The sequence below is a fragment of the Mesorhizobium sp. BR1-1-2 genome, assembly GCF_020165435.1.
Taxonomy (GTDB): Bacteria; Pseudomonadota; Alphaproteobacteria; order Rhizobiales; family Rhizobiaceae; genus Mesorhizobium.
In genome coordinates this window covers 199,737-226,004 of record NZ_JAIUID010000006.1, presented here as the reverse complement: position 1 = coordinate 226,004, position 26,268 = coordinate 199,737, and the positions used below count along the sequence as shown (strand labels likewise).

Sequence of the window (26,268 nt, the reverse complement as noted above, 5' to 3'; positions counted from 1 at the left end):
GCTTATTCCGCCGCCTGCTTGAAGCCGCTCTTGGCCAGCGCAGAGCATTCCGCCATCACGGCAGAGGCCCGCGCGATCGGGTTGGTCAGGTAGAAGTCCTGGACCGGCGACGTGAACGTGCCCTTGTTTAGCCGTCCGCCGAGCTTCGCCACATTGGCGATATCCTCGGCATTGCCCGTAGCAACCTGGTCGATGCGGGCAAGATGCGGGTATTCGCCGTAGAGTTTAGCGCGTAGCTGCGGCAGCGAATCGAACGGCAACTTCTTGCCCAGTACATCCGACAATGCCCTGACGATGGCCCAATCCTCGCGCGCGTCGCCCGGCGCGAAGCCGGCGCGGTTGGTCTGCTGCACGCGCCCTTCCGTGTTGACGTAAGTGCCCGATTTCTCGGTATAGGCGGCGCCCGGCAGGATGACGTTGGCGCGGTGCGCGCCGGCGTCGCCATGGGTGCCGACATAGACGACGAAAGCGCCGCCGGTCTTTGCCATGTCGATCTCGTCGGCGCCGAGCAGGAACAGCACGTCCGTCTCGCCCAGCATGCCGGCGACGTTCCTGCCGCCCTCGCTCGGCACGAAGCCAAGGTCGAGGCCGCCGACGCGTCCAGCCGCATTGTGCAGCACGGCAAAGCCGTTCCAGTCCGCGCGCGCGGCGTTCACGGCCATGGCGAGCTTCGCTGCCTGGCCAAGCACGGCCGCGCCATCAGGGCGCGCCAGCGCGCCCTGGCCGACGATGATGAGCGGATGCGTGGCTTTCTTCAGCACCTGGAAGAACTTGCCATTGCCGTCGGCCAGATCCTTGAGCGATTCCGGTCCTGCGCCCAGCAGTTCATAGTCATAGCGTGTATCCCCGACATCGCCGATGACGCCGACCGGCAGATTGCCGACCCGCCAGCGCTTGCGGATGCGGGCGTTGAGCACCGAGGCTTCGAAGCGTGGATTGGCGCCGATGATCAGCACCGCGTCCGCCTGTTCGATGCCTTCGATAGTGGGGTTGAAAATGTAGCTTGCCCGGCCAAGCGACGGGTCGAGCGCGGCGCCGTCCTGGCGGCAATCCATGTTCTTCGAACCGAGTGCGGTCATCAGGAGCTTCAGCGCGTAGATTTCCTCGACCGCGGCAAGATCGCCCGCTATGGCGCCGATCTTCTCGGGCGTGGTCTTCGACACGGCGTCCTTGATTGCCGCGAAGGCCTCGGCCCAGCTCGCCGGGGCCAGCTTGCCGTCCTTGCGCACATAAGGCCGGTCGAGGCGCTGCGTGCGCAGGCCGTCCCAGATGAAACGGGTCTTGTCGGAGATCCATTCCTCGTTCACCGCCTCGTTGACGCGCGGCAGGATGCGCATCACCTCGCGGCCGCGGCTGTCGACGCGGATCGCCGAGCCGACCGCATCCATGACGTCGATGGATTCGGTCTTGGTCAGCTCCCACGGCCGTGCCTGGAAGGCGAAAGGCTTGGAGGTCAGCGCGCCGACGGGGCATAGGTCGATGACGTTGCCCTGCAGCTCCGAGGTCATCGCCTGCTCGAGATAGGTGGTGATCTCGGCATCCTCGCCGCGGCCGATCAGGCCGAGTTCGGAAATGCCGGCAACCTCGGTGGTGAAGCGAACGCAGCGCGTGCAGTGGATGCAGCGGTTCATCACCGTCTTGACCAGCGGGCCGATATACTTGTCTTCGACCGCGCGCTTGTTCTCGTGATAGCGCGAGGAATCGACGCCGAAGGCCATCGCCTGGTCCTGCAGGTCGCATTCGCCCCCCTGGTCGCAGATCGGGCAATCCAGCGGATGGTTGATCAGCAGGAATTCCATCACGCCTTCCCTGGCCTTCTTGACCATCGGGGTGTTGGTGAAGATTTCCGGCGCTTCGCCGTTCGGACCGGGGCGCAGGTCGCGCACGCCCATGGCGCAGGATGCTTGCGGCTTGGGCGGCCCGCCCTTCACCTCGATCAGGCACATGCGGCAATTGCCGGCGATCGACAACCGCTCGTGGAAGCAGAAGCGCGGCACTTCCGCGCCCGCGTCCTCTGCCGCCTGAAGCAGCGTGTAATGGTCGGGTACAGTGATCTCTTTCCCGTCGACCTTGAGCTTTGCCATTCGCCTCAAACCTCTGCGGATTTCCCGCAATCTCATTTCCCGGGCGCGACAGACGCGGCGCCCGGCATTTCATTCACTTCTTCGCGGCCAGCACAGCCGCTTGGGCAATCCAGTCGTCACGCACGATGCGGCCGTTGAACGACAGGTAGTCGTCGACCCAGGCGATCTCTTCGGGCGACCAGTCGGCGATCTGGCGGAACGTCCAGATGCCGAGCCCGTTGAGCACCGTCTCCAGCTTCGGGCCGATGCCCGATATCTTCTTGAGATCCGAAGGCTTCGCCGGCCTGTCCACAGCCTTGGGCTGCCTGAAATCCTCCGGCAGCAGCACATCCGGAAGCTCGTCCGCTGACCGCCCGGCCTGTGCTGCCGGCACCGTGGCGGCGGCCTCCCTGGCGGCAATGTCGGTGACTTCCTGCGCGAAGGACTGCGCCTCGGCGATCAGGGTCTTGGCCGTCGCCCGCGCTCTGGTGGACGAAAGGCTCGCATCCTCGAATTGTTCGACGCGCGCCTCGAAATCCTCGATGAGCGGCTGCATGAGGCGTTGCGACGCCTCGGCTGCGCCCGACAGCGCACCCAACCAGACGCCGAAAGCGTGGTTGGCGAGCCCAAGTCCCAGAGCCGACATCGCCGCCGCGCCCGCGACAGGATGCGCCAGAAGGTTGACGGCGCCGGCCATCTCCTTCGGCATCATCCTGGTCAGGTCCTGGTTCATCTTCTCGATCTGGTCCAAATTGGGCATCAACGGGTGGGGTGTCGAATACGGCGCCATAGAATTCTCCTGGTCGTTTCTTCGTTCGCCCCGCCCCGTTCTTCTCGCTCCGGGCTTTCGCCCATTCAATGCTTCTCTATTCCGCCGCCACCAGCACCGGCTCGGCCCGGTGCGCGTTGCGCGAAAACTCGTCGATGCGCCGCTCCACCTCGCCGCGGAAGTGCCGCATCAGGCCCTGGATCGGCCAAGCGGCTGCGTCGCCCAGCGCGCAGATCGTGTGGCCTTCGACCTGCTTGGTCACGTCGAGCAGCATGTCGATCTCGCGCTTCTGCGCCTCGCCGCGCACCAGACGCTCCATCACCCGCCACATCCAGCCGGTGCCTTCACGGCACGGCGTGCATTGGCCGCAGCTCTCATGCTTGTAGAAGTAGGACAGCCGCGCGATGGCTTTCACGACATCGGTCGACTTGTCCATGACGATGACGGCCGCCGTGCCGAGGCCGGATTTGAGGTCGCGCAGCGCGTCGAAATCCATTGGCGTATCGATGATCTGCTCGGCCGGCAACAGCGGCACCGAGGCGCCGCCAGGAATGACGGCGAGGAGATTGTCCCAGCCGCCACGGATGCCGCCGCAATGCGTCTCGATCAGCTCGCGGAACGGGATCGACATCGCCTCTTCGACGGTGCACGGATTGTTGACGTGGCCCGAGACGCAGAACAGCTTGGTGCCGACATTGTTGGGCCGGCCGAAGGACGAGAACCAGGCCGCGCCACGGCGCAGGATCGTCGGCGCCACCGCGATCGATTCGACATTGTTGACCGTGGTCGGGCAGCCATAGAGGCCGACATTGGCCGGAAATGGGGGCTTCAGCCTGGGCTGGCCCTTCTTTCCCTCGAGGCTTTCGAGCAGCGCCGTCTCCTCGCCGCAGATATAAGCCCCGGCGCCATGGTGCATATAGACGTCGAAATCGTAGCCTGAAGTGTTGCCCTTGCCGATCAGCTTGGCCTCATAGGCCTCGTCGATGGCACGCTGCAGCGCCTCGCGCTCGCGGATGAACTCGCCGCGCACATAGATGTAGGCCGCGACCGCGCCCATGGCGAAGCCGGCGAGCAAGGCGCCTTCGACCAGCGTGTGCGGATCGTTGCGCAGAATGTCGCGGTCCTTGCAGGTACCGGGCTCGGATTCGTCGGCATTGATGACGAGATAGCTCGGCCGGCCGTCGCTCTGCTTGGGCATGAACGACCATTTCAGGCCGGTCGGGAAACCGGCGCCGCCGCGGCCGCGCAGGCCCGACGCCTTCATCTCGTTGACGATCCACTCGCGCCCCTTGGCGACGATGCCGGGCGTGTTATCCCAGGCGCCTCGCGCCATTGCGCCGGCCAACGACTTGTCGAAGAGGCCGTAAATGTTGGTGAAGATGCGGTCTTTGTCCTGAAGCATTGTTCGTCCCTCAGACCGGCTTCTTGCCGAAGACGCGGATATATTCGGCGACACCGCCCTTGGCGAGCGCCTTGGCCTGCTTGACCCAGTCGTCTCGCTCGATGCGGCCGCGGAAGGAGAGATAGCTGTCCACCCACTCCCGTTCGGCCTTCTTCCAGGACGCAACCTGGGCGAAGGTGAAGATGCCGAGCGAATGCAGGATGCCCTCGGTCCTCGGGCCGACGCCGGAGATCAGCTTGAGATCGTCGACCAGCGCCGGCCTGGCGATGCCGGCCGGCCGGTTCTTGTCTTCCAACGAAGGCTTGGCCGTTTTGGCAGGAATCTTGGTTTCCGGCGACTTGAACGCGGAAGCCGGCTCAGCCTTGTTCAGGGGGCCGCTGCGCGGCTTCGAAACTTTCTCAACCTCGGGCGCCGCCTTGTTGGCGTTTGTCGCCGAGTGGCGGGGGGCTGCGACGCTCGCCGCTTTTTCCGTTGCCGACGCGACCTTGGCCGGCGACGGCGTTTTCAGCGCCGGGCTGGTTTCAGCCGCGTCGGTTTTCGGCTTGCTGGCATTGGACGGCGCGACAGGGGTGGCGGCCGGCGTTGGCACCGGCGCCGCGATGATCGCGTCGGGTGCCGCCTTGGCGGCCTTGGCGGCTTCGATGGCGTCCTTGTCACGGGTCGACTTAAGGATAGCCTTCTCGCTTTTCAGCGTCGTGAGGCCGGTGGCCGGCTCCGAGCCGGTGCGGCCGTTCTGCGGCCCCGGCGTCACCGAGGCGCCCTTGCCCGCATCGTAGAGGTCTATGATTTCGGCCAGCCGTTCCGGCGTCAGGTCTTCGAATGTGTCCTTGAAGATCATGACCATCGGCGCGTTGACGCAGGCGCCGAGGCATTCGACCTCTTCCCACGACAGCGTCCCCTTGTCGTTGGTGTGGAACTGGTCATGGTGGATCTTGGAGCGGCACACGTCCATCAGCGCTTCCGAGCCGCGCAGCATGCAGGGCGTGGTGCCGCAAACCTGGATGTGCGCCCGCGTACCGACAGGATTCAGCTGGTACTGTGTGTAGAAGGTCGCGACCTCGAGCCCGCGAATGCGCGGCATGCCGAGCATGTCCGAAATCGTCTCGATCGCCGCTTTGGTGACCCAGCCTTCCTGCTCCTGCGCCAGCATCAGCAGTGGAATGATCGCAGACTGTTCCCGGCCCTTCGGGTATTTCTTGATCCATTGCTTGGCCGCGGCCGCGTTCGCCCGGTTGAAGGCGAAGGATGCTGGTTGGACGCTGGCTTCTGCGAGACGACGGACTGACATTTAGCGATCGACCTCACCAAACACGATGTCGAGGGAGCCGAGGACGGCGGTGACGTCGGCCAGCATGTGACCGCGGCACAGAAAATCCATGGCCTGGAGATGCGCGAAACCGGGCGCGCGCAGCTTGCAGCGATAAGGCTTGTTGGTGCCGTCGGAGACCAGATAGACGCCGAACTCGCCCTTGGGCGCCTCGACCGCCGCATAGACCTCGCCGGCCGGCACGCGGTAGCCCTCGGTGTAGAGCTTGAAATGATGGATCAGCGCTTCCATCGAGCGCTTCATCGCCTGGCGCTTCGGCGGCACGACCTTGCCGTCGAGGTTCGATACCGGCCCGGTGCTTTCCTTGCCGAGCAAGAGATCGATGCACTGGCGCATGATCTTCGCCGACTGGCGCATCTCTTCCATGCGCACGAGGTAGCGGTCGAAACAGTCGCCGTTCTTGCCGATCGGAATATCGAAATCGAGCTCCGAATAGCATTCATAGGGCTGCGATCTGCGCAGGTCCCAGGCAGCGCCCGAGCCGCGCACCATGACGCCGGAAAAGCCCCAGGCCCAGGCGTCGGCCAGCGAAACCGTGCCGATATCGACATTGCGCTGCTTGAAGATGCGATTGCCGGTCAGCAGCTGATCGAGGTCGTCGATCGACTTCAGGAACGGGTCGATCCACTTGCCGATGTCCTCGAGCAACTTCTGCGGCAGGTCCTGATGAACGCCGCCCGGACGGAAATAGGCGGCATGCATGCGCGAACCCGAGGCGCGCTCGTAGAACACCATCAGCTTTTCGCGCTCGACGAAGCCCCACAGAGGCGGCGTCAGCGCGCCGACGTCGAGCGCCTGCGTCGTCACGTTGAGGATGTGCGACATGATGCGGCCGATCTCGCAGTAGAGCACGCGGATCAACTGGCCGCGCTTCGGCACCTCGATGCCGAGCAGGCGCTCGGCGGCCAGTGCGAAGGCATGCTCCTGGTTCATCGGCGCGCAATAATCGAGCCGGTCGAGATAAGGCACTGCCTGCAGATAGGTTTTGTGCTCGATCAGCTTTTCGGTGCCGCGATGCAAGAGCCCGATATGCGGATCGACGCGATCGACGACCTCGCCGTCCAACTCCAGAACCAACCTCAAAACACCATGCGCAGCAGGATGTTGAGGTCCGAAGTTGATATTAAAATTGCGGACGGAGGTTTCAGCCATTCTGGCGCCTCTGGCGAAGAGTCAGTAGTGAGTAGTGAGTAGTGATCATCAATCTCAATGCCTGCTTCATTCCGCCTGCTTGGCCTGCACTGTTCGGATAAGAGATCTCGTCATTTTTCCAATCTCTTCGCATCGCAGCAGCAGTTCAATCTCATTGTCTTTTCGCAGCAAGCCGACCCGGCAAGCCAACAGTATGTGTGTTTCCAGTTCCTTCAACGAGCCTTGCGCCATGCGCAAAAATTGAACGAACGACCCTCTGTTTTCCCGACCGTATCCCTCTGCGACATTTGCTGCGATCGAAACCGCCGATCTGCGCATCTGAGAGGTCATGCCGTAGATCTCTTCCTTCGGAAATTCCTTGGTGTGCCGGTAACAGTCTTCAGCAAGCGTCATCGCCGATTGCCACACCTTCAAGTCCCGATAGGATTCGATCCGTTGCTCCAATTCTTCTCCTACTGACTACTCACTACTTCCCTACTCACTGTTTCGCCTTCTCATCCCCTGGCAGCACGTAATCGGTGCCTTCCCATGGGGACAGAAAATCGAAATTGCGGAATTCCTGCTTCAGTTCCACCGGCTCGTAGATGACGCGTTTGGCTTCGTCGTCGTAGCGCACCTCGACGAAGCCGGTCAGCGGGAAATCCTTGCGCAGCGGGTGACCGTCGAAACCGTAATCGGTGAGGATGCGCCGCAGATCGGGGTGGCCCGAAAACAGCACTCCATAGAGATCGTAGGTCTCGCGCTCGAACCAGTCGGCGCCGGGATAGACGCCGGTGATCGACGGCACCATCGTCTCCTCGTCGGCCTGCACCTTGATGCGGATACGCACGTTCTGCTTCGGCGACAAAAGGTGATAGACGACGTCGAAACGCTTGCCCCGCGACGGATAGTCGGCGCCGCAGACATCGATGACCGAGATGAACTGGCAGCGCGGATCGTCACGCAGGAAAGTCACCACTTCGATCAGATCGCGCGGTTCGACATGGATGGTGAGTTCGCCATAGGCGAACACCGCTTCATTGACGCGGCCAATCAGTTTTTCGCCGAGATAGGTCGACAGTTCGCTCAGGGATGCGGCCATGGATTTACCGTTCGATCGTGCCGGTGCGGCGGATCTTCTTCTGGAGCAGAAGAATGCCATAGAGCAGCGCTTCGGCGCTCGGCGGACAGCCGGGCACATAGATGTCGACCGGCACGATGCGGTCGCAGCCGCGCACCACCGAATAGGAATAGTGGTAATAGCCGCCGCCATTGGCGCAGGAGCCCATCGAGATGACGTAGCGCGGCTCCGGCATCTGGTCGTAGACCTTGCGCAGCGCCGGAGCCATCTTGTTGGTCAGCGTGCCGGCAACGATCATGATGTCGGACTGGCGCGGAGACGCGCGAGGAGCAACACCGAACCGCTCCGAATCGTAGCGCGGCATCGAGGTGTGGATCATCTCGACGGCGCAGCAGGCGAGGCCGAAGGTCATGAACATCAGCGAGCCGCTGCGCGCCCAGGTGATCAGCGCTTCGGTCGAGGTGACGAGAAAGCCCTTGTCGGCGAGTTCGTCGTTGATCTCGAGGAAAAACGGATCATCGGACCCAACCGGCCTGCCGGTATTGGGATCGATCAGACCCTTGGGCTTCGGCGCGACGAGCGTGCCGGAACTGTCGCTCAATCCCATTCGAGCGCTCCTTTTTTCCATTCATAGGCAAAGCCGATGGTCAGCACCGCCAAAAACACCATCATCGACCAGAAACCGAGCATGCCGATCTTCGAAAACGACACCGCCCACGGGAACAGGAAGGCCACTTCCAGGTCGAAGATGATGAACAGGATCGACACCAGGTAGAAGCGGATGTCGAACTTCATGCGGGCGTCATCGAACGAGTTGAAACCGCACTCGTAGGCGGAAAGCTTTTCCGGGTCGGGGTTGCGGTAGGCCACCAGGAACGGCGCCACGATAAGCGCAACGCCGACAGCCGCCGCCACTGCGATAAACAGGACGATGGGCAGGTACGAACCGAGAAGTGCGTTCATGCTGCGGCTTTCCGTTGGCGCCAATCCATTTTGATTACAGCACCAGTCCCTATTGCGGAAGCGTGACAGTTTAACCGCTGAACCGTTTTAAGGGGCCTTTGCTGCAACGCGGCGAGGGTTAGCGCAGCGCTTCCGGCGAAGCAAGTCAAACCTTGTTCAAAACGCTGGCCTGGACGGCATAAGGGAAGAAACTGGTCCGATCCGCTCCTGTTTGATTTCCTTCGCTTTTCACTCCACTTTTCTCTCCTGACAGAGTTGCCGCCAAAACCCTGCTAGCATCGCTGGAATCACTGTCCGAACGACGTTCAACAAGCCTCAGAGTCGCATCCGAATGAAGGAAAAGATCTCGCTCGCCATGGCCCGGCGCATCGCGCTCGCCGCCCAAGGGTTCATTGATCCCCGCCCCGCCGGCACGCCCGACCGACGCCACTTCGCCCGTGTGCTCTCGCGTACCGGCCTGCTGCAGATCGATTCCGTCAGCGCTGTGGTGCGCGCTCATTATATGCCGCTCTATTCGCGCCTTGGCCCCTACCCGTTCACCTTGCTCGACAACGCCGCCGTCACGCGCAAGCGCACGGTGTTCGAGTACTGGGCCCACGAGGCCTCGTTCCTGCCGGTCGAGACCTATCCGTTGATGCGTTGGCGCATGCAGCGCGCCGAGCGCGGCGATGAAATGTACCTGGGACTGGCCAAATGGGGGCGCGAGCACGCCGCCTATATAGAAGAGATCTACCGCGAGGTCGCGGAGCGCGGTCCGATAGCCGCGTCCGCGCTCGAAGGCCAGAAAGGATCCGGCGGCTGGTGGGGCTGGAGCCACGCCAAGCATGCCTTCGAATGGCTGTTCTGGGCAGGACGCATCACCACCGCGCACCGCCGTGGCTTCGAACGCTTCTATGATCTGCCCGAGCGCGTGCTGCCGCAGGCAATCCTCGATCTGCCGGTGCCATCAGCGGAGGACGCGCATCGGGAATTGCTGCGGATCTCCGCCCGCGCCCATGGCGTCGCGACAGCAAGCGACCTGCGCGACTATTTCCGCCTGTCGCCGGCCGACATGAAGGGCCGGCTGGAGGAACTGGTTGAAACAGGCGAGTTGGTGCCGGTGCGTGTCGAGGGTTGGAATAAACCGGCTTACCTCCACAAGGAGGTCCGCATTCCCCGCAAAATCGAGGCCCGCGCCCTGCTGGCGCCGTTCGATCCGGTCGTCTTCGAGCGCTCGCGCACGGAGCGGCTGTTCGATTTCCACTACCGCATAGAAATCTACACCCCTGCCGAAAAGCGGCAATACGGCTATTACGTCCTGCCCTTCCTGCTCGGCGACAGGATCGTGGCGCGCGTCGACCTCAAGGCCGACCGGCCGGCCGGCGTGCTACGCGTCCACGCGGCCTATGCCGAGCCGAGCGCGCCGCCTGAGACCGCCGCGCAACTCTTCCAGGAATTGACGCAGATGCAGGGCTGGCTCGGCCTCGAACGGATTGAGGTTACGCCCGCCGGCGACCTTGGGCAGCCGCTCGCCGACATTGCCGTGTCGTAGACGCGCGTTGACACCGCCGCCTGCAAGAGCCTAAATCCCATCCAGACGGTCTCCTCTCGGCAAAGGGAGGAGCCAAGAGGGAATGCGGTGCGAAATCTCGATTTCAAATCCGCGGCTGTCCCCGCAACTGTAAGCGACGAGCCAAGGCCGAAAACCACTGGGACGGTCCCGGGAAGGCGGCACGAAGGCGATGACCCGCGAGCCAGGAGACCTGCCGTCTGAGACATAAGAATCCGATCGCCCGGCGGGTTTTCCGGGCAAGGAGCCCGATTTGGAACGCGACAGCAGTTTCCCGGCTGAAACAGCGGACATTTTGTCTGGCGATAGCGACGCCTTGGCCGGCGTCACTGTTATCGTCTGCGCTTCCTGCCGCGACGAGACCGGTTCCGACGCCCATCCCCGCGCCGGCGAAGCTTTGGCTCAAGATACGCGCCAAGCCGCCTCGGCCGAAAACATCCGCGTCCGCACCGTCGAATGCCTCGGCAACTGCAAGCGCCGCCTCAGTGCGGCGATCCTTCGCGACGGCTGCTGGAGTTATGTCTTCGGCGACCTGAACATCGCCAGTGGCGCCGATCTCGTCACCGGCGCGAAACTTTTCGCCACTTCGACCGACGGCCTTATTCCCTGGCGTGGCCGGCCCGATTCCCTCAAGCGCGGCCTCGTGGCCCGCATTCCACCCCTTGACCTGTTGAAGGACTGATCATGACCGCCGCAGTTTCCGCCGCCACTCTCTCCCGCGTCCCCTGTACCGTCGTCACCGGCTTCCTGGGTGCCGGCAAAACCACGCTGGTCCGCCATCTCCTGGAAAACGCGGGCGGCAAGCGTATCGCCATCATCGTCAACGAATTCGGCGATATCGGCGTCGACGGCGAGATCCTCAAGGGCTGCGGCATCGACACCTGCCCGGAGGAAAACATCGTCGAACTGGCCAATGGCTGCATCTGCTGCACCGTCGCCGACGATTTCGTCCCGGCGCTCGACCAGATCCTGTCGCTGACGCCGAAGGTCGACCACATCCTGATCGAAACCTCAGGCCTGGCTCTGCCCAAGCCGCTGGTCCAGGCATTCCAGTGGCCGACGGTGAAGAGCCGCGTGACGGTCGACGGTGTGATCGCCGTGGTCGACGGTCCGGCATTGGCGGAGGGGCGCGTCGCCAACGACATGGACGCCCTGCGGGCGCAGCGTGCCGAGGATGAGAGCCTCGACCATGACGACCCGGTCGAGGAGGTGTTCGAGGACCAGATCGCCTGCGCCGACCTCATCATCCTGTCGAAGAGCGACCTGATGGATGCCGCAGGTTCGGCTCGCGCCAACGCCATCATTGGCGAACACTCCGCTCGCGCCGTGAAGGTCGTGCCGACGGCTCATGGCAAGGTCGATCCGTCCGTGCTGCTCGGGCTGGGCCTCGCCGTCGAGGACGACATCGAGAACCGCAAGTCCCATCATGACGGCGCCTTCGACCACGAGCATGACGACTTCGACACGTTCATCGTCGACATCCCCTCGATCGCCAACCCGGACGACCTGGCAAAACGCGTCGCGACCGCCGCCGAACAGGAAAACGTGCTGCGGGTGAAGGGTTTCGTCGAGGTCGGAGGCAAGCCGATGCGGCTTTTGCTGCAGGCGGTCGGTCCGCGCGTCAATCATTACTACGACCGCGCCTGGACGGCTGACGACGACCGCCGCTCGCGCCTGGTCGTCATCGGTCTCAAGGGGCTGAACCGCCCGGCGATCGAGCATATCCTCGCCGGCTGACGCAACACCGATCGCGATGCACATCCTCGCCACCACATCCGCCTCGCTCGACGATCTCGCCGAGCCGGTCGATCTGCGGCAGACGCCGGCGGATATGGTGGCGCTGTCCTTCACCGACAGCGACCTAGCCGGACTGGCGGCGGCCTGGAAAGGCGACGCCGATCGGCTGCCCACGATGCGGCTGGCCGCGCTACGCGACCTGCGTCACCCCATGTCCGTCGACCTCTGGATCGACAGCGTCGCCCGTCACGCCAAAGTCATCCTGGTGCGTATTCTCGGCGGTTACGAGTGGTGGCGCTACGGCTGCGACCAGTTGGCCGTGGTTGCCCGCGAGCGCGGCATAAAGCTGGCGCTGCTGCCCGGAGAGAGCCATGACGAGGATATCAGGCTGATCGAAGCCTCGACGCTGCCGCGCGAGGAGTTGGACGCATTGCTGGGCTATTTCCGCGAGGGCGGCCCGGCCAATATGAGCGCGCTGGTGGGCAGGCTGGCGCGGTTGACGGGGTCTGATGCGATAGCAGCCGAGCCGGTAATCGTGCCGAAGGCGGGTTACTACGAGCCGGGTCGCGGCGTCGTCCCCCTCCCGCTCGAGGGAAGGGTTCGGGCGCAGGCCGGGGGTGGGGTCGCCTCTGAAGTGCGCCGACTTAAAGAGGCGCCGAACCCAGTCGCACCGACCCCACCCGGCCCTGCGGGCCACCCTCCCCTCGAGGGGGAGGGAAAGGTCGTGCCCGTCCTCTTCTACCGCTCAATGCTGCTCGCCGCCGATGTCGCGCCGATCGACGCGCTTTTCGATGCGCTACGGCAGCGCGGCATGCTCCCGGTGCCGATCTTCGTCTCCAGCCTGAAAGACCCGGAATCCCTGGCGTTTGTCGAGACCGCGATTGCCCAGCTCAAGCCCGCCGCCATCGTCACGGCGACCGCCTTCGCTTCCGGCGCCGAACCGGGCGTCGAAACCCTGTTCGACCGCGCCGGCGTGCCGGTCTTCCAGGTGATCGTCGCCACCACCCGCCGCGACGTCTGGGAAACGAACCAGCGCGGGCTGGCGCCAGCCGACCTTGCCATGCATGTCGTGCTGCCCGAACTCGACGGTCGCATCCTCGCCGGCGCCATTTCGTTCAAGGGCGAAAGCGAGACCGACCCGGCGCTCGGCCACCGTGCCTTTGCCAACCGGCCGGAGCTCGATCGCGTCGAACAGGTGGCGGACCGGGTCGCGGCCTTCATCAGGCTTCGGGAAACGCCGCGCGCGGAACGCAAATTGGCGATCCTGATTCCGGATTATCCAAGCGCTCCCGGTCGCACCGGCTATGCCGTCGGACTGGATGTGCCGTCCAGCGTGCTGGCGATGCTGCACGACCTTAAGGAACAGGGCTATGCCGTTGAAGGGATTCCCGAGACACCGCGGGAATTGCTGCGGATGCTGGAGCACAGCAATGATGGGCTGGGGCTGGAGGAGTATCTCGACCAGTCGACTGAATTGCCGGCAGCCGCAATCGACGCGGTGGAGGCGGCTTGGGGCAAGGCGAAAAACGAGACAGGTTTGCGCGAGGCGCCCGGCAGGACAGAGGGGGGCGCCTCGCGCAGACGTTCGCTATCAAGCAAAAAGCGCTTCCCCTTCCGCACCGCGACCTTCGGCAACATCACCGTGGCCCTCGCCCCGGATCGCGGCCGCTCGGCCGACCGCCGCGCCGACTATCACGACCCGACGCTGCCGCCGCGCCATGCGTTGCTCGCCTTCGGCCTGTGGCTGCGCAAATCGCTCGGCGTCCATGCGCTCATCCATGTCGGCGCGCATGGCACGCTGGAATGGCTGCCGGGCAAGACGGTTGCGCTTTCGCAAAGCTGCTTCCCCGAGATCGTCACCGGCCCCCTGCCCGTGATCTATCCCTTCATCGTCTCCAATCCTGGCGAGGCGGCGCAGGCGAAGCGGCGGATCGCCGCCGTCACGCTCGGCCATCTGCCGCCGCCGCTGACCGGCGCCGGATTGGACGAGAACCAGCACAGGCTCGAACGGCTGGTCGATGAATACGCCCAGGCCGACGGGCTCGACCGCCGCCGCCGCGACCGTCTGGCCAGGCTGATCGTCGAAACCGCGCAGACGACGGGCCTCGCCGCGGAGGCCGGCGTTGCCCGCACCGACGCGCCGGACGAGGCCCTGCGCCGCATCGATGCCTGGCTCTGCGACCTCAAGGATTTCGCCATCAAGGACGGGCTGCATGTCTACGGCCGCTCGCCCGAGGACGAGACCGACCCTATGCGCCGGCAAAGCGCCAAGACCGAAAAGGCCGCCCTTCTCGACGCGCTCGACGGCCGCCACGTCACGGCAGGTCCGGCCGGCGCGCCCGCGCGCGGCCGCTCCGATGTTCTGCCCACCGGCCGCAACCTGTTCACATCGGACCCGCGTGCCATGCCGACGCCGACCGCTTATGAGATCGGCAAGGCCGCCGCCGAGGAAGTGGTGCGCGCCTATATGCAATCGCATGGCGACTGGCCGCGCTCGCTGGTGACGGACCTCTGGGGATCGGCGTCTTTGCGCACCGGCGGCGAGGAGATCGCTCAGGGGCTTTCGCTGATGGGCTGCCGGCCGCAATGGGACACTGCCACCGGCCGCGTCACCGGCATCGAGGTGTTGGCACCGGCAGCGCTTGGCCGCCCGCGCGTCGACGTCACCTGGCGCATATCGGGCCTGTTCCGCGACATGTTCCCGACCCAGATCGCGCTGATCGATGCCGCTGCCAACGCCGTTGCCGCCCGCGACGAAGACGATTGGGAAAATCCGCTCGCCGCAAGGACCCGCGCCGACGGCAAGATCAGCCCGCGCATCTTTGGCACCTCGCCCGGCACCTATGGCGCCGGCGTCGAGGAAATCCTGTCGAGCGGCGACTGGGTGGCGCGCGAGGAGATCGGCCGCGCCTATCTCGATGCCACATCGCACGCCTATGGCGGCGCGGGCGGTGAGGGGATCGCCGCGCCCGGCGCTTTCGAGAATCGCATCGCCGAAGCCGATCTTCTCGTCCACACCGGCGACGATCCCGGCCGTGACATCCTCGAAGGCTCCGCCGATGTCGCCTTTATCGGCGGCTTTTCGGCCGCTCTTGCGGCGCTTGGCAGGAATGCCGACGTCATCGTGCTGGACACGACGGATCCGCAAAGGCCGAAGCCGCGCTCGCTCTGTGAGGCCGTGACGCGCGTCGTGCGCGCCCGCGCCGTCAATGCCCGCTTCATAGCGGGCCAGATGCGTCACGGCCCGCGCGGCGCCTCGGAATTCGCCGAAACGGTCGACCGGCTGGTAGGCTTCGCCGAAACCACGCAGGCCATACCGGGTGCGCTGCTAGAGGCCGTGCATGATGCCTATCTTGGCGATGCGGACGTCCGCGCCTTCATCCTGCGCGAAAACCCGGCCGCCGCGAAGGCCATCGCCGAACGCCTCCTGTCGGCGCGCCGGCGGGGCCTGTGGCATCCCTTGCGCAATTCGATCGACGACGATCTCGCGGCACTGATTGCCGAAGCCCAAGGAGTGGCGGCATGAACGCCTACACGCGCCGCGGCGCCTGCCCGGCCCTTTCGGCGCCGATGCAGACCGGCGACGGCCTGCTGGTACGGCTCAACCCGGTCGCCGGAGGCCCATCTTCTGGCGGATTGTCGCCGAAACTTCTGATCGGGCTGGCAGAATCCGCCCTGCGGCACGGCAACGGCATCATGGAAGTGACAGCGCGCGGCAGCTTGCAAATACGCGGATTGACTGCGGAAAGTGCCACCCTGCTGGCGAAGGAAGTCGATGCGCTGGGCATTGTGGTCCGCACTGGCGTACCAGTGGAGAGCGGACCACTGGCCGGCATTGATCCGCATGAGGTCGCTGATCCTCTCCCTTTGGCGGAGCGGATCCGGGTGGCGACCGACGAAGCCGGGCTGGCGCAGCGGCTCGGGCCGAAGGTTTCGGTGGTCGTCGACGGCGGCGGGCAACTGACGATGGATGCTGTTGTGGCAGATGTGCGGCTTGTTGCGGTGAGCGCTAATGCGGGTATCCGGTGGCGGGTTTCGGTTTCCGGTGACGGGCGGAGTGCAAGGCTGCTTGTCACAGTAGAAGACGATGCCGCGCGCGATATTGCCGTCGCTGCGCTCAGGATGGTCGCCGAGAAAGGCCGCGAGGCACACACACGGGATTTATCGGCGCGGCAGTTGGCCTCGCTCGCAAGCTGGCATTCTGTGGCGCCCCCCTCTGTCCTGCCGGACATCTTCCCCTCAAGGGGGGAGATCGGCAGCTTCGACGCTGTCTCCTCCTTAATAACGCTGGAGATTGGCGAAACCATCGGTGACAGCATAATCTCCCCCCTTGAGGGGGAGATGTCCGGCAGGACAGAGGGGGGCGCCTCGCGCAAACCTATCGGCCTTTTCCCCTTAGCAGGCGACACTTTCACCCTCGGCATCGGCCTCCCCTACGGCAGCATGCCGGCGGACAAGATCATCGACCTCACAAAAAACGCCCTCACCCTCGGCACGTCAGAAATCCGCCTCGCCCCGCGCCGCGCCCTGCTCTTCCTCGGCCAGCCACCAGCCGCCAATCCCTCCCTCCAACACACCGCCGCTGCCCTCGGCTTCGTCACCTCTCCCACGGACCCGCGCACGCGCATCGCTGCTTGTCCCGGCGCGCCGGCTTGCGCCTCGGGTCGCATCGCCACGCGCGACATCGCCGAGGCGATCGCCACCGAAAACGCCGATAGTCTCGACTTCACCTTGCATGTTTCGGGCTGCGCCAAGGGTTGCGCGCATCCCGGCCCAGCGGCGCTGACCGTGGTCGGCGGCGAAAATGGAGCCGGACTTGTCGTGAACGCGACGGCAAAGGCCCTTCCTGCCGGCTACAGGCCGGGCTATGACGCCGCGCGCGGCATCGGCCGCGTCGCGGCGGCAATCCGCAGCGCACGCTATCAGGGCGAGACCGCCGCCGCCTGCCTGGCAAGGCTCGGGCCGGCCGGCATCGCAGAAGCTTATCGACAGGAATGACAATGGTCGCCTACGACTACATCCACGACGGCACGGCGATCTACGAACGCTCCTTTGCCATTATCCGCGCCGAGGCTGATCTCGCGCGCTTTTCCGAAGCAGAGGCCGATGTCGCCATCCGCATGATCCATGCCTGCGGCCAAGTGGAAGCCGCCAAGAATTTTGTCTTCTCCAGCGATTTCGTTGCCGCCGCACGGGCCGCGCTTGCCGCCGGCGCGCCGATCTTCTGCGACGCCGAAATGGTCTCGCACGGCGTCACCCGCGCCCGCTTGCCTGCCGGCAACGAGGTGATCTGCACGCTGCGCGATCCGCGCACGCATGAAATCGCCAGGACGATCGGCAACACCCGTTCTGCCGCCGCGATCGACCTGTGGGGCGAGCGCATGGCCGGTTCGGTCGTCGCCATCGGCAACGCGCCGACCGCACTCTTCTATCTCCTGGAAAAGCTGCGCGACGGTGCGCCGAAACCGGCCGCCATCATCGGCATGCCGGTGGGCTTCGTCGGTGCCGCCGAATCGAAGGACGCGCTGGCGCAGAATTCCTACGGCGTACCCTATGCGATCGTGCGCGGCAGGCTTGGCGGCAGCGCCATGACCGCGGCAGCCCTCAATTCCCTGGCGAGGCCCGGACTGTGAACGCGCTCCCCAAAACCGGCTCAAGGGGCCGCCTGGTCGGCGTCGGTACCGGTCCCGGTGACCCCGAACTGTTGACGCTGAAGGCCGCGCGTGCCCTGGCCGAGGCCGATGTGGTGGCGTATTTCGCCAAGCGCGGCAACAACAGCAATGCGCGCGCCATCGTCGAAACGCGCTTCCGGCCCGACATGCTGGAACTGCCGCTGCTCTATCCCGTGACCACGGAGATCGACAAGGATCACGACGACTACCGCGCGCAGATATCGGCCTTCTACGAGGAGTCCGCCGAGACCGTTGCCGGTCATCTGGATGCCGGTAGGATGGTCGCCGTGCTGTCGGAAGGCGATCCGCTCTTCTACGGCTCCTACATGCATCTGCATGTGCGCCTCGCCCATCGTTTTCCGACCGAGGTCATTCCCGGCGTTACCGCCATGTCGGGCTGCTGGTCGGCGACCGGCCTGCCGATCGTCCAGGGCGACGACGTGCTGACCGTGCTGCCGGGCACGATGAGCGAGTTCGAACTGACCCGGCGCCTCGCCGACACCGATGCCGCCGTCATCATGAAGGTCGGCCGCAACCTGCCCAAAATCCGACGGGCGCTGGAGGCCACCGGCAAGCTGACCCGCGCCGTCTATGTCGAGCGCGGCACCATGCCGGGCAGCGTCTCGATGCGGCTCGCCGACAAGCCGGACGACAAGGCGCCCTATTTCGCCATCGTGCTCGTCGCCGGCTGGTCCGGACGCCCGGTCGCGCCGGCGGGTGGCGCATGAGCGGCCGCCTCACCGTCATCGGGCTCGGACCCGGCAACGCCGATCAGGTGACGCCGCAGGCGAGCCATGCCGTCGCCGAGGCAAGCTTCTTCTACGGCTACAAGCCCTATCTCGACCGGCTGGAATTGCGCCCGGACCAGACCCGCATCGCCTCCGACAATCGCGAAGAGCTTGCCCGCTCCAACGAGGCGTTGGCGAAGGCGGCCGAAGGTCACCATGTCGCCGTCGTCTCCGGGGGCGATCCAGGCGTCTTCGCCATGGCGGCGGCCGTCTGCGAGGCAATCGAAGCCGGCCCCTCCGAATGGCGCACCATCGACCTCGCAATCGTGCCTGGCGTCACCGCCATGCTCGCCGTCGCTGCCCGCATCGGGGCACCGCTCGGCCATGATTTCTGCGCCATCTCGCTGTCCGACAATCTGAAGCCATGGGACCTGATCGAACTGCGCCTGCTGGCGGCCGCCGGTGCCGGCTTCGTCATCGCGCTTTACAATCCGATCAGCAAGGCGCGCCCCTGGCAGCTTGGCCGCGCCTTCGAATGTCTGAAGGCCATTCTGCCTGGCACCACGCCCGTCATCTTCGGCCGCGCCGCGGGCCGGCCTGACGAGCGCATCGAGGTGTTCCTGCTGGCGGATGCCGATGCCGACAAGGCTGATATGGCGACCTGCGTCATCATCGGCTCGCCGGAAACCCGGATCATCAGGCGCGGCGACAGGCCGGCGCTGGTCTACACGCCGCGCTCCGCGGCAGGCTCGACAAGATGATCGACCATGTTGGCAAGCTGGTCGACGGTCGCAGCCGAAGGAATCTCCGGCAGCGCAGGCCTGCGCACCATGACCACGTCGAGGCCGAGCCCCCGCGCCGCGGCGATCTTGCCATAGGTCGCCGCGCCGCCGCTGTTCTTGGATACGACGATGTCGATGCCGTGCCGTTCGAGCAACGCGCGCTCCTCCGCCTCGCGAAACGGCCCGCGCGCCAACAGGTAGGTGGCATCGGGCACTGCCAGCTTCGGCTCGACCGGATCGACGCTGCGGATGAGATAGTGATGCTGGGGCGCGGCCTCGAAAGCCGCGACCTCCTGCCGGCCGAGTGCCAGGAAAACACGGCGCGGCGCCGATCCAAGTGCTTGCACCGCATCCCCTGTCGTGTCGACCTCAGTCCAGCGATCACCCTCGACAGGCTCCCAGCCGGGACGGCGCAGAGCGACGATCGGCACCCCAGCCATGCGCGCGGCTTGCGCCGCATTGGCGGAGATTCGTGCCGCGTAGGGATGCGTGGCGTCGATCAGCAGGTCCGTGCCCGTCTCCCTGAGATATGCGGCCAACCCTTCAGCACCGCCAAACCCTCCACTGCGCACCGGGACCCCCTGCGCCACCGGGCTTTCGGTGCGGCCCGCCAGCGACAGCATCACCGAGTGACCGGTGGCGGCCAGGTTTCCAGCCAGTTGCCGGGCTTCGGTGGTTCCGCCGAGGATCAGAATGCGGTGGGTCATCATGCCTGCTAAGGGTCCGCGCGGCGCCAAGCTCAACCAGAAATGGCTCACGATCGTCGGCATCGGCGAGGACGGTGTAGCGGGTCTCGGCGACGAGGCCAAGCAGCGGATTGCCGATGCGGAAATCATCTTCGGCGGCAAGCGGCATCTGGCACTCGTCTCATCATTCGCCAAGGGCGATCCGCGTCCCTGGCCGGTTCCTTTCGATACCGAGATGCGCGACGTACTGGCATTCGCCGGCAAGCGCGTTTGCGTCCTTGCTTCCGGCGATCCCTTTTTCCACGGCGTCGGCGTCACCCTCGCCCGCAAGGTCCAGCCGCGGGAGATGCATGTCATTCCCGCGCCGTCGGCCATTTCGCTGGCGGCCGCTCGCCTTGGCTGGGCGCTCCAGGACATCGAAACGGTCTCGCTGCATGGCCGCCCCATCGACCTGATCCGTCCATTGCTGCAACCCAACGCACGCATCCTGGCCCTGACATCCGATGCCGATGCACCAGTGGCGATCGCCCGCCTGCTCACCGAGCTTGATTTCGGCGCCTCGCGGCTGACGGTCCTGGAGGCGCTTGGCGGGTCAAAGGAGAATCTGCGCTCGGCCCGAGCCGATGCGTTCGACCTCGAAAACATCAATCCGCTCAACGTGCTGGCGCTCGAAATCGAATCCGGTCTGGATGCGCGTATCCTGCCGCTGACATCAGGCCTCGCCGACCACCTGTTCGACCATGACGGCCAGATCACCAAGCATGACATCCGCGCCGTCACGCTCTCGGCGCTGGCGCCGAGTCGCGGCGAATTGCTGTGGGATATTGGCGCCGGCTCCGGTTCCATCGGCATCGAATGGATGCTCGCCCATCCTTCGATGCGCGCTGTTGCCATCGAAGCCGACCCGATCCGCGCCGCCCGCATCGGCCACAACGCTGCTGCCTGCGGCGTTCCCGGCCTCATCGTGGTGGAAGGCAGCGCACCCAAGGCGCTTGCAAGGCTCGAGACACCCGACGCCATTTTCATCGGCGGCGGCGGCAGCGATGCCGGCGTGCTGGCCGCCGCCATCAAGGCGCTGCGCTCGGGCGGCCGGCTCGTGGCCAATGCCGTGACGCTGGAAATGGAGACGCTGCTTCTTGCCTGTCATACCGAGCTCGGGGGCGATCTCACCCGCATCGCCATATCCCGCGCCGCGCCTGTCGGTTCGATGCAGGCCTGGCGGCCGGCGATGCCGGTCACCCAATGGAGTTGGATAAAGCCATGATGGTCGCGGGCATCGGCAGCCGAAAGGGCGTGAGCGTCGAGGACGTGCTTGCCGCGATAGAAACCGCGCTCGAAGCACATGGACTGGCGATGAGCGCGCTTTCTGCGCTCGCCACCGCCACGCTCAAGAAAGACGAACAGGCGATCGCTGCCGCAGGTCGCACACTCAACCTTCCAGTCATCGTCATCGATGAAGCAGTGCTTAAAGCAGCGTCGACGAAGGCGCTCAGCAACTCCAGCCTCTCGCAGGATCTGGCCGGCACAGCATCGGTTTCCGAAGCATCGGCGCTGGCCGTCGCCGGCGAAGGCGCCAGGCTGCTGGGACCCCGCACCGTGCTCGGACCGGTCACCTGCGCCATCGCCATCAGCGGAGACGCGGCATGACCGTGCATTTCATCGGCGCCGGCCCGGGCGCCGCCGACCTTATTACCCTACGCGGCGCGCGGCTGCTGGCAAGCTGCCCGGTCTGCCTGCATGCCGGTTCGATCGTGGCGCCGGAATTGCTGCAGCACTGCGCCCCGGGAACGAAGCTGATCGACACAGCGCCCATGTCGCTCGACGAGATCGAGGCCGAGTATCTGGCCGCCCACAAAGCCGGCCATGATGTCGCGCGCCTGCATTCCGGCGACCTGTCGGTGTGGAGCGCAGTTGCCGAACAGATCCGCCGGCTGGAGAAGCACGGCATTCCCTACACGCTGACGCCGGGGGTCCCCTCTTTCGCTGCCGCGGCGGCTGCTCTGCGGCGCGAGCTGACCATCCCTGAAGTTGCGCAGAGCCTGGTACTGACCCGCGTCTCCGGCCGCGCTTCAAAAATGCCGCCTGGCGAAACGCTGGCCGGCTTCGGCCGCACCGGCGCCACGCTTGCCATTCATCTAGCCATCCATGCCGTCGATCGCGTCGTCGCCGAGCTGACGCCGCTCTATGGCGGCGATTGCCCGGTGGCGGTCGTCTTCCGTGCCTCCTGGCCGGACGAGCGCGTGCTGACCGGCACGCTGGAAACCATCGAGGCACAACTGGCCGTCGATCCGATGGAGCGCACGGCCATCATCTTCGTCGGCCGCTCGCTGGGGGCGGAAGGTTTTGGCGAGAGTTCATTGTACGACGCCCACTACCAAAGGCGTTTTCGCGGACGGGACGGATTGTGAGCGGCAGCACCAAAAACAACGGCGGAAACGCCGCGCTCCAACAGGCGCTTGCCCGGCTGAACTTCAAGCCGCGGACGCTTGAGCCCGGCCATGTCTGGCTCGCCGGCGCCGGCCCCGGCGATCCCGGCTGCCTGACGCTGGAAGTGCTGGCGGCGCTGAGTGAGGCGGATGCGCTGGTCTACGATGCGCTGGTCTCCTCGGACATCGTCGCGGTTGCCGAAAACGCCGAGCTCTTCTTTGCCGGCAAGCGCGGCGGAAAACCCTCGATGAAACAGGACGACATAACCGCCCTGCTGGTCCGGCTGGCGCGCCAGGGTCGCCGCGTCGTCAGGCTGAAGGGCGGCGATCCCTATATTTTCGGCCGTGGCGGCGAAGAGGCGCTGGCCCTGGCGCGGGAAAACATCCCGTTCCGCGTCCTGCCCGGCCTCACCTCGGGCCTCAGCGCGCTGGCCGCCACCGGCATCCCCGCCACCATGCGCGGCATCAACAAGGCGGTGATCCTGGCGACCGGCCATGCCGCCGGTACAGATGACGATCTCGACTGGGCCGCGATCGCGCGCACCGGCCAGCCTGTAGTGGTCTACATGGGCATGGCCAATCTGCCCGTAATATCGGCCGCACTGCTCGATGGCGGGCTGGCGCCGTCGACACCCGCCGCGGTGATCGTCGCCGCGACGACGCCGCAGGAACGCATTGTCGTCGCCACGCTGGCCACCATCGCCGAGAAAGCCGCCGCCGCCGGCCTGTCCGCGCCGGCGCTGATCGTCGTCGGCGGCATCGTCGCCATGCGAGCGGCACTGGCGGGCAAGGCATGACGGCCCGCGCCATCATCATCGGCGCGCCGCGCTCCGGCTCCGGCAAGACCAGCGTCACCATCGGTATTTTACGCGCACTCACCCGGCGCGGCCTGAAAGTGCGCGGCGCCAAGTCCGGTCCCGATTACATCGATCCCGGCTTCCACACCGCCGCCACCGGCCTGTCCGGCGTCAATCTCGACAGTTGGGCGATGTCGCCGTCGCTGCTCAACGCACTGGCCGTGAATGCCGCCGACGACGCCGATTTCGTCATCCTCGAAAGCGCCATGGGCCTGTTCGACGGCATTCCGGCCGCGCCTGGGCGCAGCGGTTCGGCGGCCGATCTGGCGCGGCTCTACGGCCTGCCGGTGCTGCTGGTGCTCGACGTCGCGGGCCAGTCCACCACGGCTGCGGCGGTCGCCAAGGGGTTCGCCACCTACGATCCGGATGTGCGCATGGCGGGCGTCGTGCTCAACCGGCTGGGCAGCGAGCGCCACAGGCGGCTCTCCGGCGACGCCGTCGAGGCGATCGGCCTGCCGGTCGTCGGCGCCATCCTGCGCGATCCCACGCTCAACTTGCCCGAGCGCCATCTCGGCCTCGTCCAGGCCGGCGAATATGATGACCTGATGGCGCATCTCGACCGGCTGGCCGACATGGCCGAAAAGTCGCTCGACCTTGACGCGATAATGCGGCTGGCGACCCCCCTCGCTCCTGCGAAAGGCGGCTTCGATGATGCGCTGCCGCCGCCCGGCCAGCGCATCGCACTTGCCGAGGATGCCGCCTTCACTTTCCTCTATCCGCACGTCGCGGCCTACTGGCGCAAGGCCGGCGCGGAGATCGTTCCGTTTTCGCCGCTCGCGGACGAGGCGCCTGAGGGCAGCTGCGACGTCTGCTGGCTGCCCGGCGGTTATCCCGAGCTTCACGCCGGCCGTCTCGCCGCCGCTGCGAATTTTCGGAGAGGAATGGCAAGGTTCGCCGGGACGAAGCCAATCCATGGTGAGTGCGGTGGCTTCATGGTGCTTGGCGAGGCCCTGGAAGATGCATCTGGCGAAACGCACAAAATGCTCGGCCTGCTCGGCCATTCAACCAGCTTCGCCAGGCGCAAGATGAACCTCGGCTATCGCGAAGCGCGGCTGCACGCCGACTGTCCGCTCGGCCCGCGGGGCGCGTTGATCCGCGGGCACGAATTCCACTATGCGCAGATGCTTGCTGCCGGCAATGACGAGCCCCTGGCCGACCTCGCCGACGGGCAAGGCAATCCGATCGGCGCCTCGGGCTACCGGCGCGGCCAAGTCAGCGGCACCTTCTTCCATGCCATCGCAAGGGGCTGAGGCATGAAGTTCCCGAAGGTCACCCTTTCGCCCCGGCAAATCCCCAGCGATATTGCCCTCTGCCTAGTGTTCTTCACCAGGCTGCCCTTGCCCGTCATTGACTTTCGCGGCCGCAGCCTTGCCACCGCGATCTGGGCCGCCCCGGTCGCCGGCCTCGTCGTCGGCCTGATCGGCGCCATCGTCTTTGCCACGGCGGAACGGTTTGGCCTTGCCATGGGACCGGCGGCAGCCCTTGCCCTGGTTGCAACCGTGGTCACCACCGGCTGCCTGCACGAGGACGGCCTGTCCGATGTCGCCGACGGTTTTGGCGGCGGCAAGACGCGCGGCCGCAAGTTGGAGATCATGCGCGACAGCCGAATCGGCGCCTATGGCGCCATGGCACTGGCGCTGTCGCTGCTCATCCGCTGGAGCGCGCTCTCGGAATTCGTCGATCCCACACAAGCCCTCTTCGCGCTCCTGGCCGCCCATGCGGCGTCGCGCGGCGTATTCGGCGCTTTCATGCATCTCTTGCCCCCGGCGCGCGACGATGGCCTCTCGGCCGGCGCCGGCACCGTCTCGCGGGGAATCGCCATCGCCGCCGCCGTGCTCGGCGCCCTCCCACTCCTCCTGCTCGGGATCGGCGGCGCCATCGCGGCGCTTATCCTGCTTGGACTGCTGTTTGCCGCCTTCCACGCGCTTTGCCTCAACCAGATCAGCGGCCAGACCGGCGACACGATCGGCGCCTTGCAGCAGGTGAGCGAAATCGCGGTGCTGCTCGTCGCCACTGTCGCCCTTTCCTGACTCTGTCTCGGAGAACTTCTTTCCATGCCCTTCAAATCACTGCATGAATTGCGCGCCGCTTGCCTCGACCTGCCTGATGGCGATGACGCCGCCGCGAGCGCGGTCGGCCGCCGCCAGGACACGCTGACCAAGCCGCAAGGCAGCCTCGGCCGGCTCGAGACCATAGCCGCGTGGCTGGCGCGCTGGCAGCGCCGCGACATGCCGAAACTCGACCGCGTGAAGGTGTTCGTCTTCGCCGGCAATCACGGCGTTACCGCGCAGGGCGTGTCGGCCTACCCTTCGGAAGTCACGGTGCAGATGGTGGCGAATTTCGCCGGCGGCGGTGCGGCCATCAACCAGCTCGCCCGCATCGCCGGCGCCGAACTCGACGTCATTCCGCTCGATCTCGACCATCCGACCGGCGATTTCACGCAAACACCTGCGATGGACGACAAGGTGTTTCTTGCCGCCGTCTCGGCCGGCTACGATGCGGTGACCGATGATCTCGATCTCGTCTGCTTCGGCGAGATGGGCATCGGCAACACCACGCCGGCTGCCGCGATCTCGGCGGCGCTGTTCGGCGGCGGTGCGGAAAAATGGACCGGACGCGGCACCGGCGTCGACGATGCCGGCCTCAAGCGCAAGGTGGCTGCCATCGAATCGGGCCTGAAGCGCCATGCCGCCATTCTTGCCGACCCGCTGGGGGTTGCCGCGGCACTTGGCGGCCGCGAACTCGCCGCCATCTTCGGCGCGACGCTTGCCGCCCGTCATCTGGGCATACCGGTGCTGCTCGACGGTTTCGTCTGCACCGCCGCCGCGGCGCCTTTGGCAAAGCTGCATCCGGCCGGCCTGGCTCACACCGTCGCCGCCCACGTCTCCGCCGAGTCAGGTCATCGCGGCCTGCTCGAAGCCCTCGGCCTGCCGCCGCTGCTCGACCTCGGCATGCGGCTAGGCGAAGGCTCCGGCGCGTGCCTGGCGGTCAACATCGTCCGCTCGGCGCTGGAGTGCCATGCTCGCATGGCAAGCTTTGCCGAGGCGGGCGTGTCGGAGAAGTAACATCTTCCGGTTGTAGCGATTTTCGAATAA

At 65.6% G+C, this 26,268-nt stretch carries 25 protein-coding genes and 1 riboswitch; of the genes, 15 read left to right on the top strand and 10 right to left on the bottom strand.

Annotation, left to right across the window (positions count from 1 at the left end):
* Nucleotides 1–2: 2 nt before the first annotated feature.
* From nuoG to LB551_RS16360, 9 genes are all read right to left on the bottom strand, one after another.
* Nucleotides 3–2,084, bottom strand: a complete 2,082-nt coding sequence (nuoG, locus tag LB551_RS16400; protein ID WP_224659862.1) for an NADH-quinone oxidoreductase subunit NuoG — start codon at nt 2,082–2,084, stop codon at nt 3–5.
* Nucleotides 2,085–2,157: 73 nt separating this feature from the next.
* A complete protein-coding gene (locus LB551_RS16395; protein ID WP_224659861.1) occupies nt 2,158–2,853 on the bottom strand; it encodes an NADH-ubiquinone dehydrogenase in 696 nt (231 codons plus the stop codon).
* A gap of 76 nt (nt 2,854–2,929) precedes the next feature.
* Entirely contained in the window at nt 2,930–4,234 is a 1,305-nt protein-coding gene (nuoF, locus tag LB551_RS16390; protein WP_224659860.1) for an NADH-quinone oxidoreductase subunit NuoF, read from the bottom strand.
* A gap of 10 nt (nt 4,235–4,244) precedes the next feature.
* Complete coding sequence (locus LB551_RS16385; protein WP_224659859.1) at nt 4,245–5,522, bottom strand: NADH-quinone oxidoreductase subunit E; 1,278 nt, start codon at nt 5,520–5,522, stop codon at nt 4,245–4,247.
* Entirely contained in the window at nt 5,523–6,713 is a 1,191-nt protein-coding gene (locus tag LB551_RS16380; protein ID WP_140553626.1) for an NADH-quinone oxidoreductase subunit D, read from the bottom strand.
* A 66-nt stretch (nt 6,714–6,779) separates the two neighbouring features.
* The gene (locus tag LB551_RS16375; RefSeq protein ID WP_224659858.1) at nt 6,780–7,157 is read right to left on the bottom strand and encodes a four helix bundle protein; all 378 of its coding nucleotides are present in this window, start codon (nt 7,155–7,157) and stop codon (nt 6,780–6,782) included.
* Nucleotides 7,158–7,191: 34 nt separating this feature from the next.
* Entirely contained in the window at nt 7,192–7,794 is a 603-nt protein-coding gene (locus LB551_RS16370; RefSeq protein WP_224659857.1) for an NADH-quinone oxidoreductase subunit C, read from the bottom strand.
* Between the two features lie 4 nt (nt 7,795–7,798).
* Nucleotides 7,799–8,380 carry a NuoB/complex I 20 kDa subunit family protein gene (locus tag LB551_RS16365; RefSeq protein WP_140553622.1) on the bottom strand — a complete coding sequence of 194 codons (582 nt, stop codon included), beginning with the start codon at nt 8,378–8,380 and terminating at the stop codon, nt 7,799–7,801.
* On the bottom strand, nt 8,371–8,736 hold the full coding sequence (locus LB551_RS16360; protein ID WP_140639103.1) for an NADH-quinone oxidoreductase subunit A: 366 nt from the start codon (nt 8,734–8,736) through the stop codon (nt 8,371–8,373). The genes LB551_RS16365 and LB551_RS16360 overlap by 10 nt, the downstream gene beginning before the upstream one ends.
* Before the next feature lie 331 nt (nt 8,737–9,067).
* Between LB551_RS16360 and LB551_RS16355 the strand changes: the two genes are divergently transcribed.
* From LB551_RS16355 to LB551_RS16320, 8 genes are all read left to right on the top strand, one after another.
* A complete protein-coding gene (locus LB551_RS16355; RefSeq protein WP_224659856.1) occupies nt 9,068–10,267 on the top strand; it encodes a winged helix-turn-helix domain-containing protein in 1,200 nt (399 codons plus the stop codon).
* A 29-nt stretch (nt 10,268–10,296) separates the two neighbouring features.
* Nucleotides 10,297–10,501, top strand: a riboswitch (cobalamin riboswitch).
* A gap of 37 nt (nt 10,502–10,538) precedes the next feature.
* The gene (locus LB551_RS16350) at nt 10,539–10,967 is read left to right on the top strand and encodes a DUF1636 family protein (RefSeq protein ID WP_224659855.1); all 429 of its coding nucleotides are present in this window, start codon (nt 10,539–10,541) and stop codon (nt 10,965–10,967) included.
* Between the two features lie 2 nt (nt 10,968–10,969).
* Nucleotides 10,970–12,022 carry a cobalamin biosynthesis protein CobW gene (gene cobW / locus LB551_RS16345; protein ID WP_224659854.1) on the top strand — a complete coding sequence of 351 codons (1,053 nt, stop codon included), beginning with the start codon at nt 10,970–10,972 and terminating at the stop codon, nt 12,020–12,022.
* A gap of 16 nt (nt 12,023–12,038) precedes the next feature.
* The gene (gene cobN / locus LB551_RS16340) at nt 12,039–15,548 is read left to right on the top strand and encodes a cobaltochelatase subunit CobN (protein ID WP_224659853.1); all 3,510 of its coding nucleotides are present in this window, start codon (nt 12,039–12,041) and stop codon (nt 15,546–15,548) included.
* The gene (gene cobG / locus LB551_RS16335) at nt 15,545–17,020 is read left to right on the top strand and encodes a precorrin-3B synthase (protein WP_224659852.1); all 1,476 of its coding nucleotides are present in this window, start codon (nt 15,545–15,547) and stop codon (nt 17,018–17,020) included. The genes cobN and cobG overlap by 4 nt, the downstream gene beginning before the upstream one ends.
* A gap of 2 nt (nt 17,021–17,022) precedes the next feature.
* Nucleotides 17,023–17,655, top strand: coding sequence for a precorrin-8X methylmutase (locus LB551_RS16330; protein WP_224659851.1), 633 nt, complete (start codon nt 17,023–17,025; stop codon nt 17,653–17,655).
* Nucleotides 17,652–18,422, top strand: a complete 771-nt coding sequence (locus LB551_RS16325; RefSeq protein ID WP_140553611.1) for a precorrin-2 C(20)-methyltransferase — start codon at nt 17,652–17,654, stop codon at nt 18,420–18,422. Before LB551_RS16330 ends, LB551_RS16325 begins: the two co-directional genes overlap by 4 nt.
* Nucleotides 18,419–19,183 (top strand): precorrin-3B C(17)-methyltransferase, encoded by a 765-nt coding sequence (locus LB551_RS16320; protein ID WP_224659850.1) that lies wholly within the window; start codon nt 18,419–18,421, stop codon nt 19,181–19,183. The genes LB551_RS16325 and LB551_RS16320 overlap by 4 nt, the downstream gene beginning before the upstream one ends.
* On the opposite strand, the gene LB551_RS16315 is transcribed toward LB551_RS16320, so the two are convergent.
* The gene (locus LB551_RS16315) at nt 19,147–19,911 is read right to left on the bottom strand and encodes a cobalt-precorrin-6A reductase (protein WP_224659849.1); all 765 of its coding nucleotides are present in this window, start codon (nt 19,909–19,911) and stop codon (nt 19,147–19,149) included. The genes LB551_RS16320 and LB551_RS16315 overlap by 37 nt on opposite strands.
* Before the next feature lies 1 nt (nt 19,912).
* Here LB551_RS16315 and cbiE point away from each other — a divergent pair, with 1 nt between their 5' ends.
* Genes cbiE through cobT form a run of 7 tightly spaced genes read left to right on the top strand, consistent with a single transcriptional unit; the run spans nt 19,913 to nt 26,238 of the window.
* Nucleotides 19,913–21,154: a precorrin-6y C5,15-methyltransferase (decarboxylating) subunit CbiE gene (gene cbiE / locus LB551_RS16310; RefSeq protein ID WP_224659848.1), complete on the top strand. Its 1,242-nt coding sequence runs from the start codon at nt 19,913–19,915 to the stop codon at nt 21,152–21,154.
* A complete protein-coding gene (locus LB551_RS16305) occupies nt 21,151–21,537 on the top strand; it encodes a cobalamin biosynthesis protein (protein WP_224659847.1) in 387 nt (128 codons plus the stop codon). Before cbiE ends, LB551_RS16305 begins: the two co-directional genes overlap by 4 nt.
* A complete protein-coding gene (gene cobM, locus LB551_RS16300; RefSeq protein ID WP_224659846.1) occupies nt 21,534–22,298 on the top strand; it encodes a precorrin-4 C(11)-methyltransferase in 765 nt (254 codons plus the stop codon). The genes LB551_RS16305 and cobM overlap by 4 nt, the downstream gene beginning before the upstream one ends.
* Nucleotides 22,295–23,113 carry a uroporphyrinogen-III C-methyltransferase gene (gene cobA, locus LB551_RS16295; RefSeq protein ID WP_224659845.1) on the top strand — a complete coding sequence of 273 codons (819 nt, stop codon included), beginning with the start codon at nt 22,295–22,297 and terminating at the stop codon, nt 23,111–23,113. The genes cobM and cobA overlap by 4 nt, the downstream gene beginning before the upstream one ends.
* Nucleotides 23,110–24,423: a cobyrinate a,c-diamide synthase gene (locus tag LB551_RS16290; RefSeq protein WP_224659844.1), complete on the top strand. Its 1,314-nt coding sequence runs from the start codon at nt 23,110–23,112 to the stop codon at nt 24,421–24,423. Before cobA ends, LB551_RS16290 begins: the two co-directional genes overlap by 4 nt.
* A 3-nt stretch (nt 24,424–24,426) precedes the next feature.
* Nucleotides 24,427–25,203 (top strand): adenosylcobinamide-GDP ribazoletransferase, encoded by a 777-nt coding sequence (gene cobS, locus LB551_RS16285; RefSeq protein WP_224659843.1) that lies wholly within the window; start codon nt 24,427–24,429, stop codon nt 25,201–25,203.
* Nucleotides 25,204–25,227: 24 nt separating this feature from the next.
* Nucleotides 25,228–26,238 (top strand): nicotinate-nucleotide--dimethylbenzimidazole phosphoribosyltransferase, encoded by a 1,011-nt coding sequence (gene cobT, locus LB551_RS16280; RefSeq protein WP_224659842.1) that lies wholly within the window; start codon nt 25,228–25,230, stop codon nt 26,236–26,238.
* The last annotated feature ends 30 nt before the right edge of the window (nt 26,239–26,268 follow it).

Excerpts from the sequence above, each read along its gene's own strand:
- LB551_RS16360 (WP_140639103.1), bottom strand. The coding sequence starts at position 8,736 with ATGAACGCACTTCTCGGTTCGTACCTGCCCATCGTCCTGTTTATCGCA.
- LB551_RS16290 (WP_224659844.1), top strand. The coding sequence starts at position 23,110 with ATGACGGCCCGCGCCATCATCATCGGCGCGCCGCGCTCCGGCTCCGGC.
- LB551_RS16330 (WP_224659851.1), top strand. The coding sequence starts at position 17,023 with ATGGTCGCCTACGACTACATCCACGACGGCACGGCGATCTACGAACGC.
- nuoF (WP_224659860.1), bottom strand. The coding sequence starts at position 4,234 with ATGCTTCAGGACAAAGACCGCATCTTCACCAACATTTACGGCCTCTTC.
- LB551_RS16355 (WP_224659856.1), top strand. The coding sequence starts at position 9,068 with ATGAAGGAAAAGATCTCGCTCGCCATGGCCCGGCGCATCGCGCTCGCC.
- LB551_RS16320 (WP_224659850.1), top strand. The coding sequence starts at position 18,419 with ATGAGCGGCCGCCTCACCGTCATCGGGCTCGGACCCGGCAACGCCGAT.
- cobN (WP_224659853.1), top strand. The coding sequence starts at position 12,039 with ATGCACATCCTCGCCACCACATCCGCCTCGCTCGACGATCTCGCCGAG.
- cobS (WP_224659843.1), top strand. The coding sequence starts at position 24,427 with ATGAAGTTCCCGAAGGTCACCCTTTCGCCCCGGCAAATCCCCAGCGAT.
- cbiE (WP_224659848.1), top strand. The coding sequence starts at position 19,913 with ATGCCTGCTAAGGGTCCGCGCGGCGCCAAGCTCAACCAGAAATGGCTC.
- cobM (WP_224659846.1), top strand. The coding sequence starts at position 21,534 with ATGACCGTGCATTTCATCGGCGCCGGCCCGGGCGCCGCCGACCTTATT.
- LB551_RS16305 (WP_224659847.1), top strand. The coding sequence starts at position 21,151 with ATGATGGTCGCGGGCATCGGCAGCCGAAAGGGCGTGAGCGTCGAGGAC.
- cobT (WP_224659842.1), top strand. The coding sequence starts at position 25,228 with ATGCCCTTCAAATCACTGCATGAATTGCGCGCCGCTTGCCTCGACCTG.
- LB551_RS16380 (WP_140553626.1), bottom strand. The coding sequence starts at position 6,713 with ATGGCTGAAACCTCCGTCCGCAATTTTAATATCAACTTCGGACCTCAA.
- cobG (WP_224659852.1), top strand. The coding sequence starts at position 15,545 with ATGAACGCCTACACGCGCCGCGGCGCCTGCCCGGCCCTTTCGGCGCCG.
- LB551_RS16315 (WP_224659849.1), bottom strand. The coding sequence starts at position 19,911 with ATGACCCACCGCATTCTGATCCTCGGCGGAACCACCGAAGCCCGGCAA.
- LB551_RS16370 (WP_224659857.1), bottom strand. The coding sequence starts at position 7,794 with ATGGCCGCATCCCTGAGCGAACTGTCGACCTATCTCGGCGAAAAACTG.
- cobW (WP_224659854.1), top strand. The coding sequence starts at position 10,970 with ATGACCGCCGCAGTTTCCGCCGCCACTCTCTCCCGCGTCCCCTGTACC.
- LB551_RS16395 (WP_224659861.1), bottom strand. The coding sequence starts at position 2,853 with ATGGCGCCGTATTCGACACCCCACCCGTTGATGCCCAATTTGGACCAG.
- LB551_RS16385 (WP_224659859.1), bottom strand. The coding sequence starts at position 5,522 with ATGTCAGTCCGTCGTCTCGCAGAAGCCAGCGTCCAACCAGCATCCTTC.
- LB551_RS16365 (WP_140553622.1), bottom strand. The coding sequence starts at position 8,380 with ATGGGATTGAGCGACAGTTCCGGCACGCTCGTCGCGCCGAAGCCCAAG.
- nuoG (WP_224659862.1), bottom strand. The coding sequence starts at position 2,084 with ATGGCAAAGCTCAAGGTCGACGGGAAAGAGATCACTGTACCCGACCAT.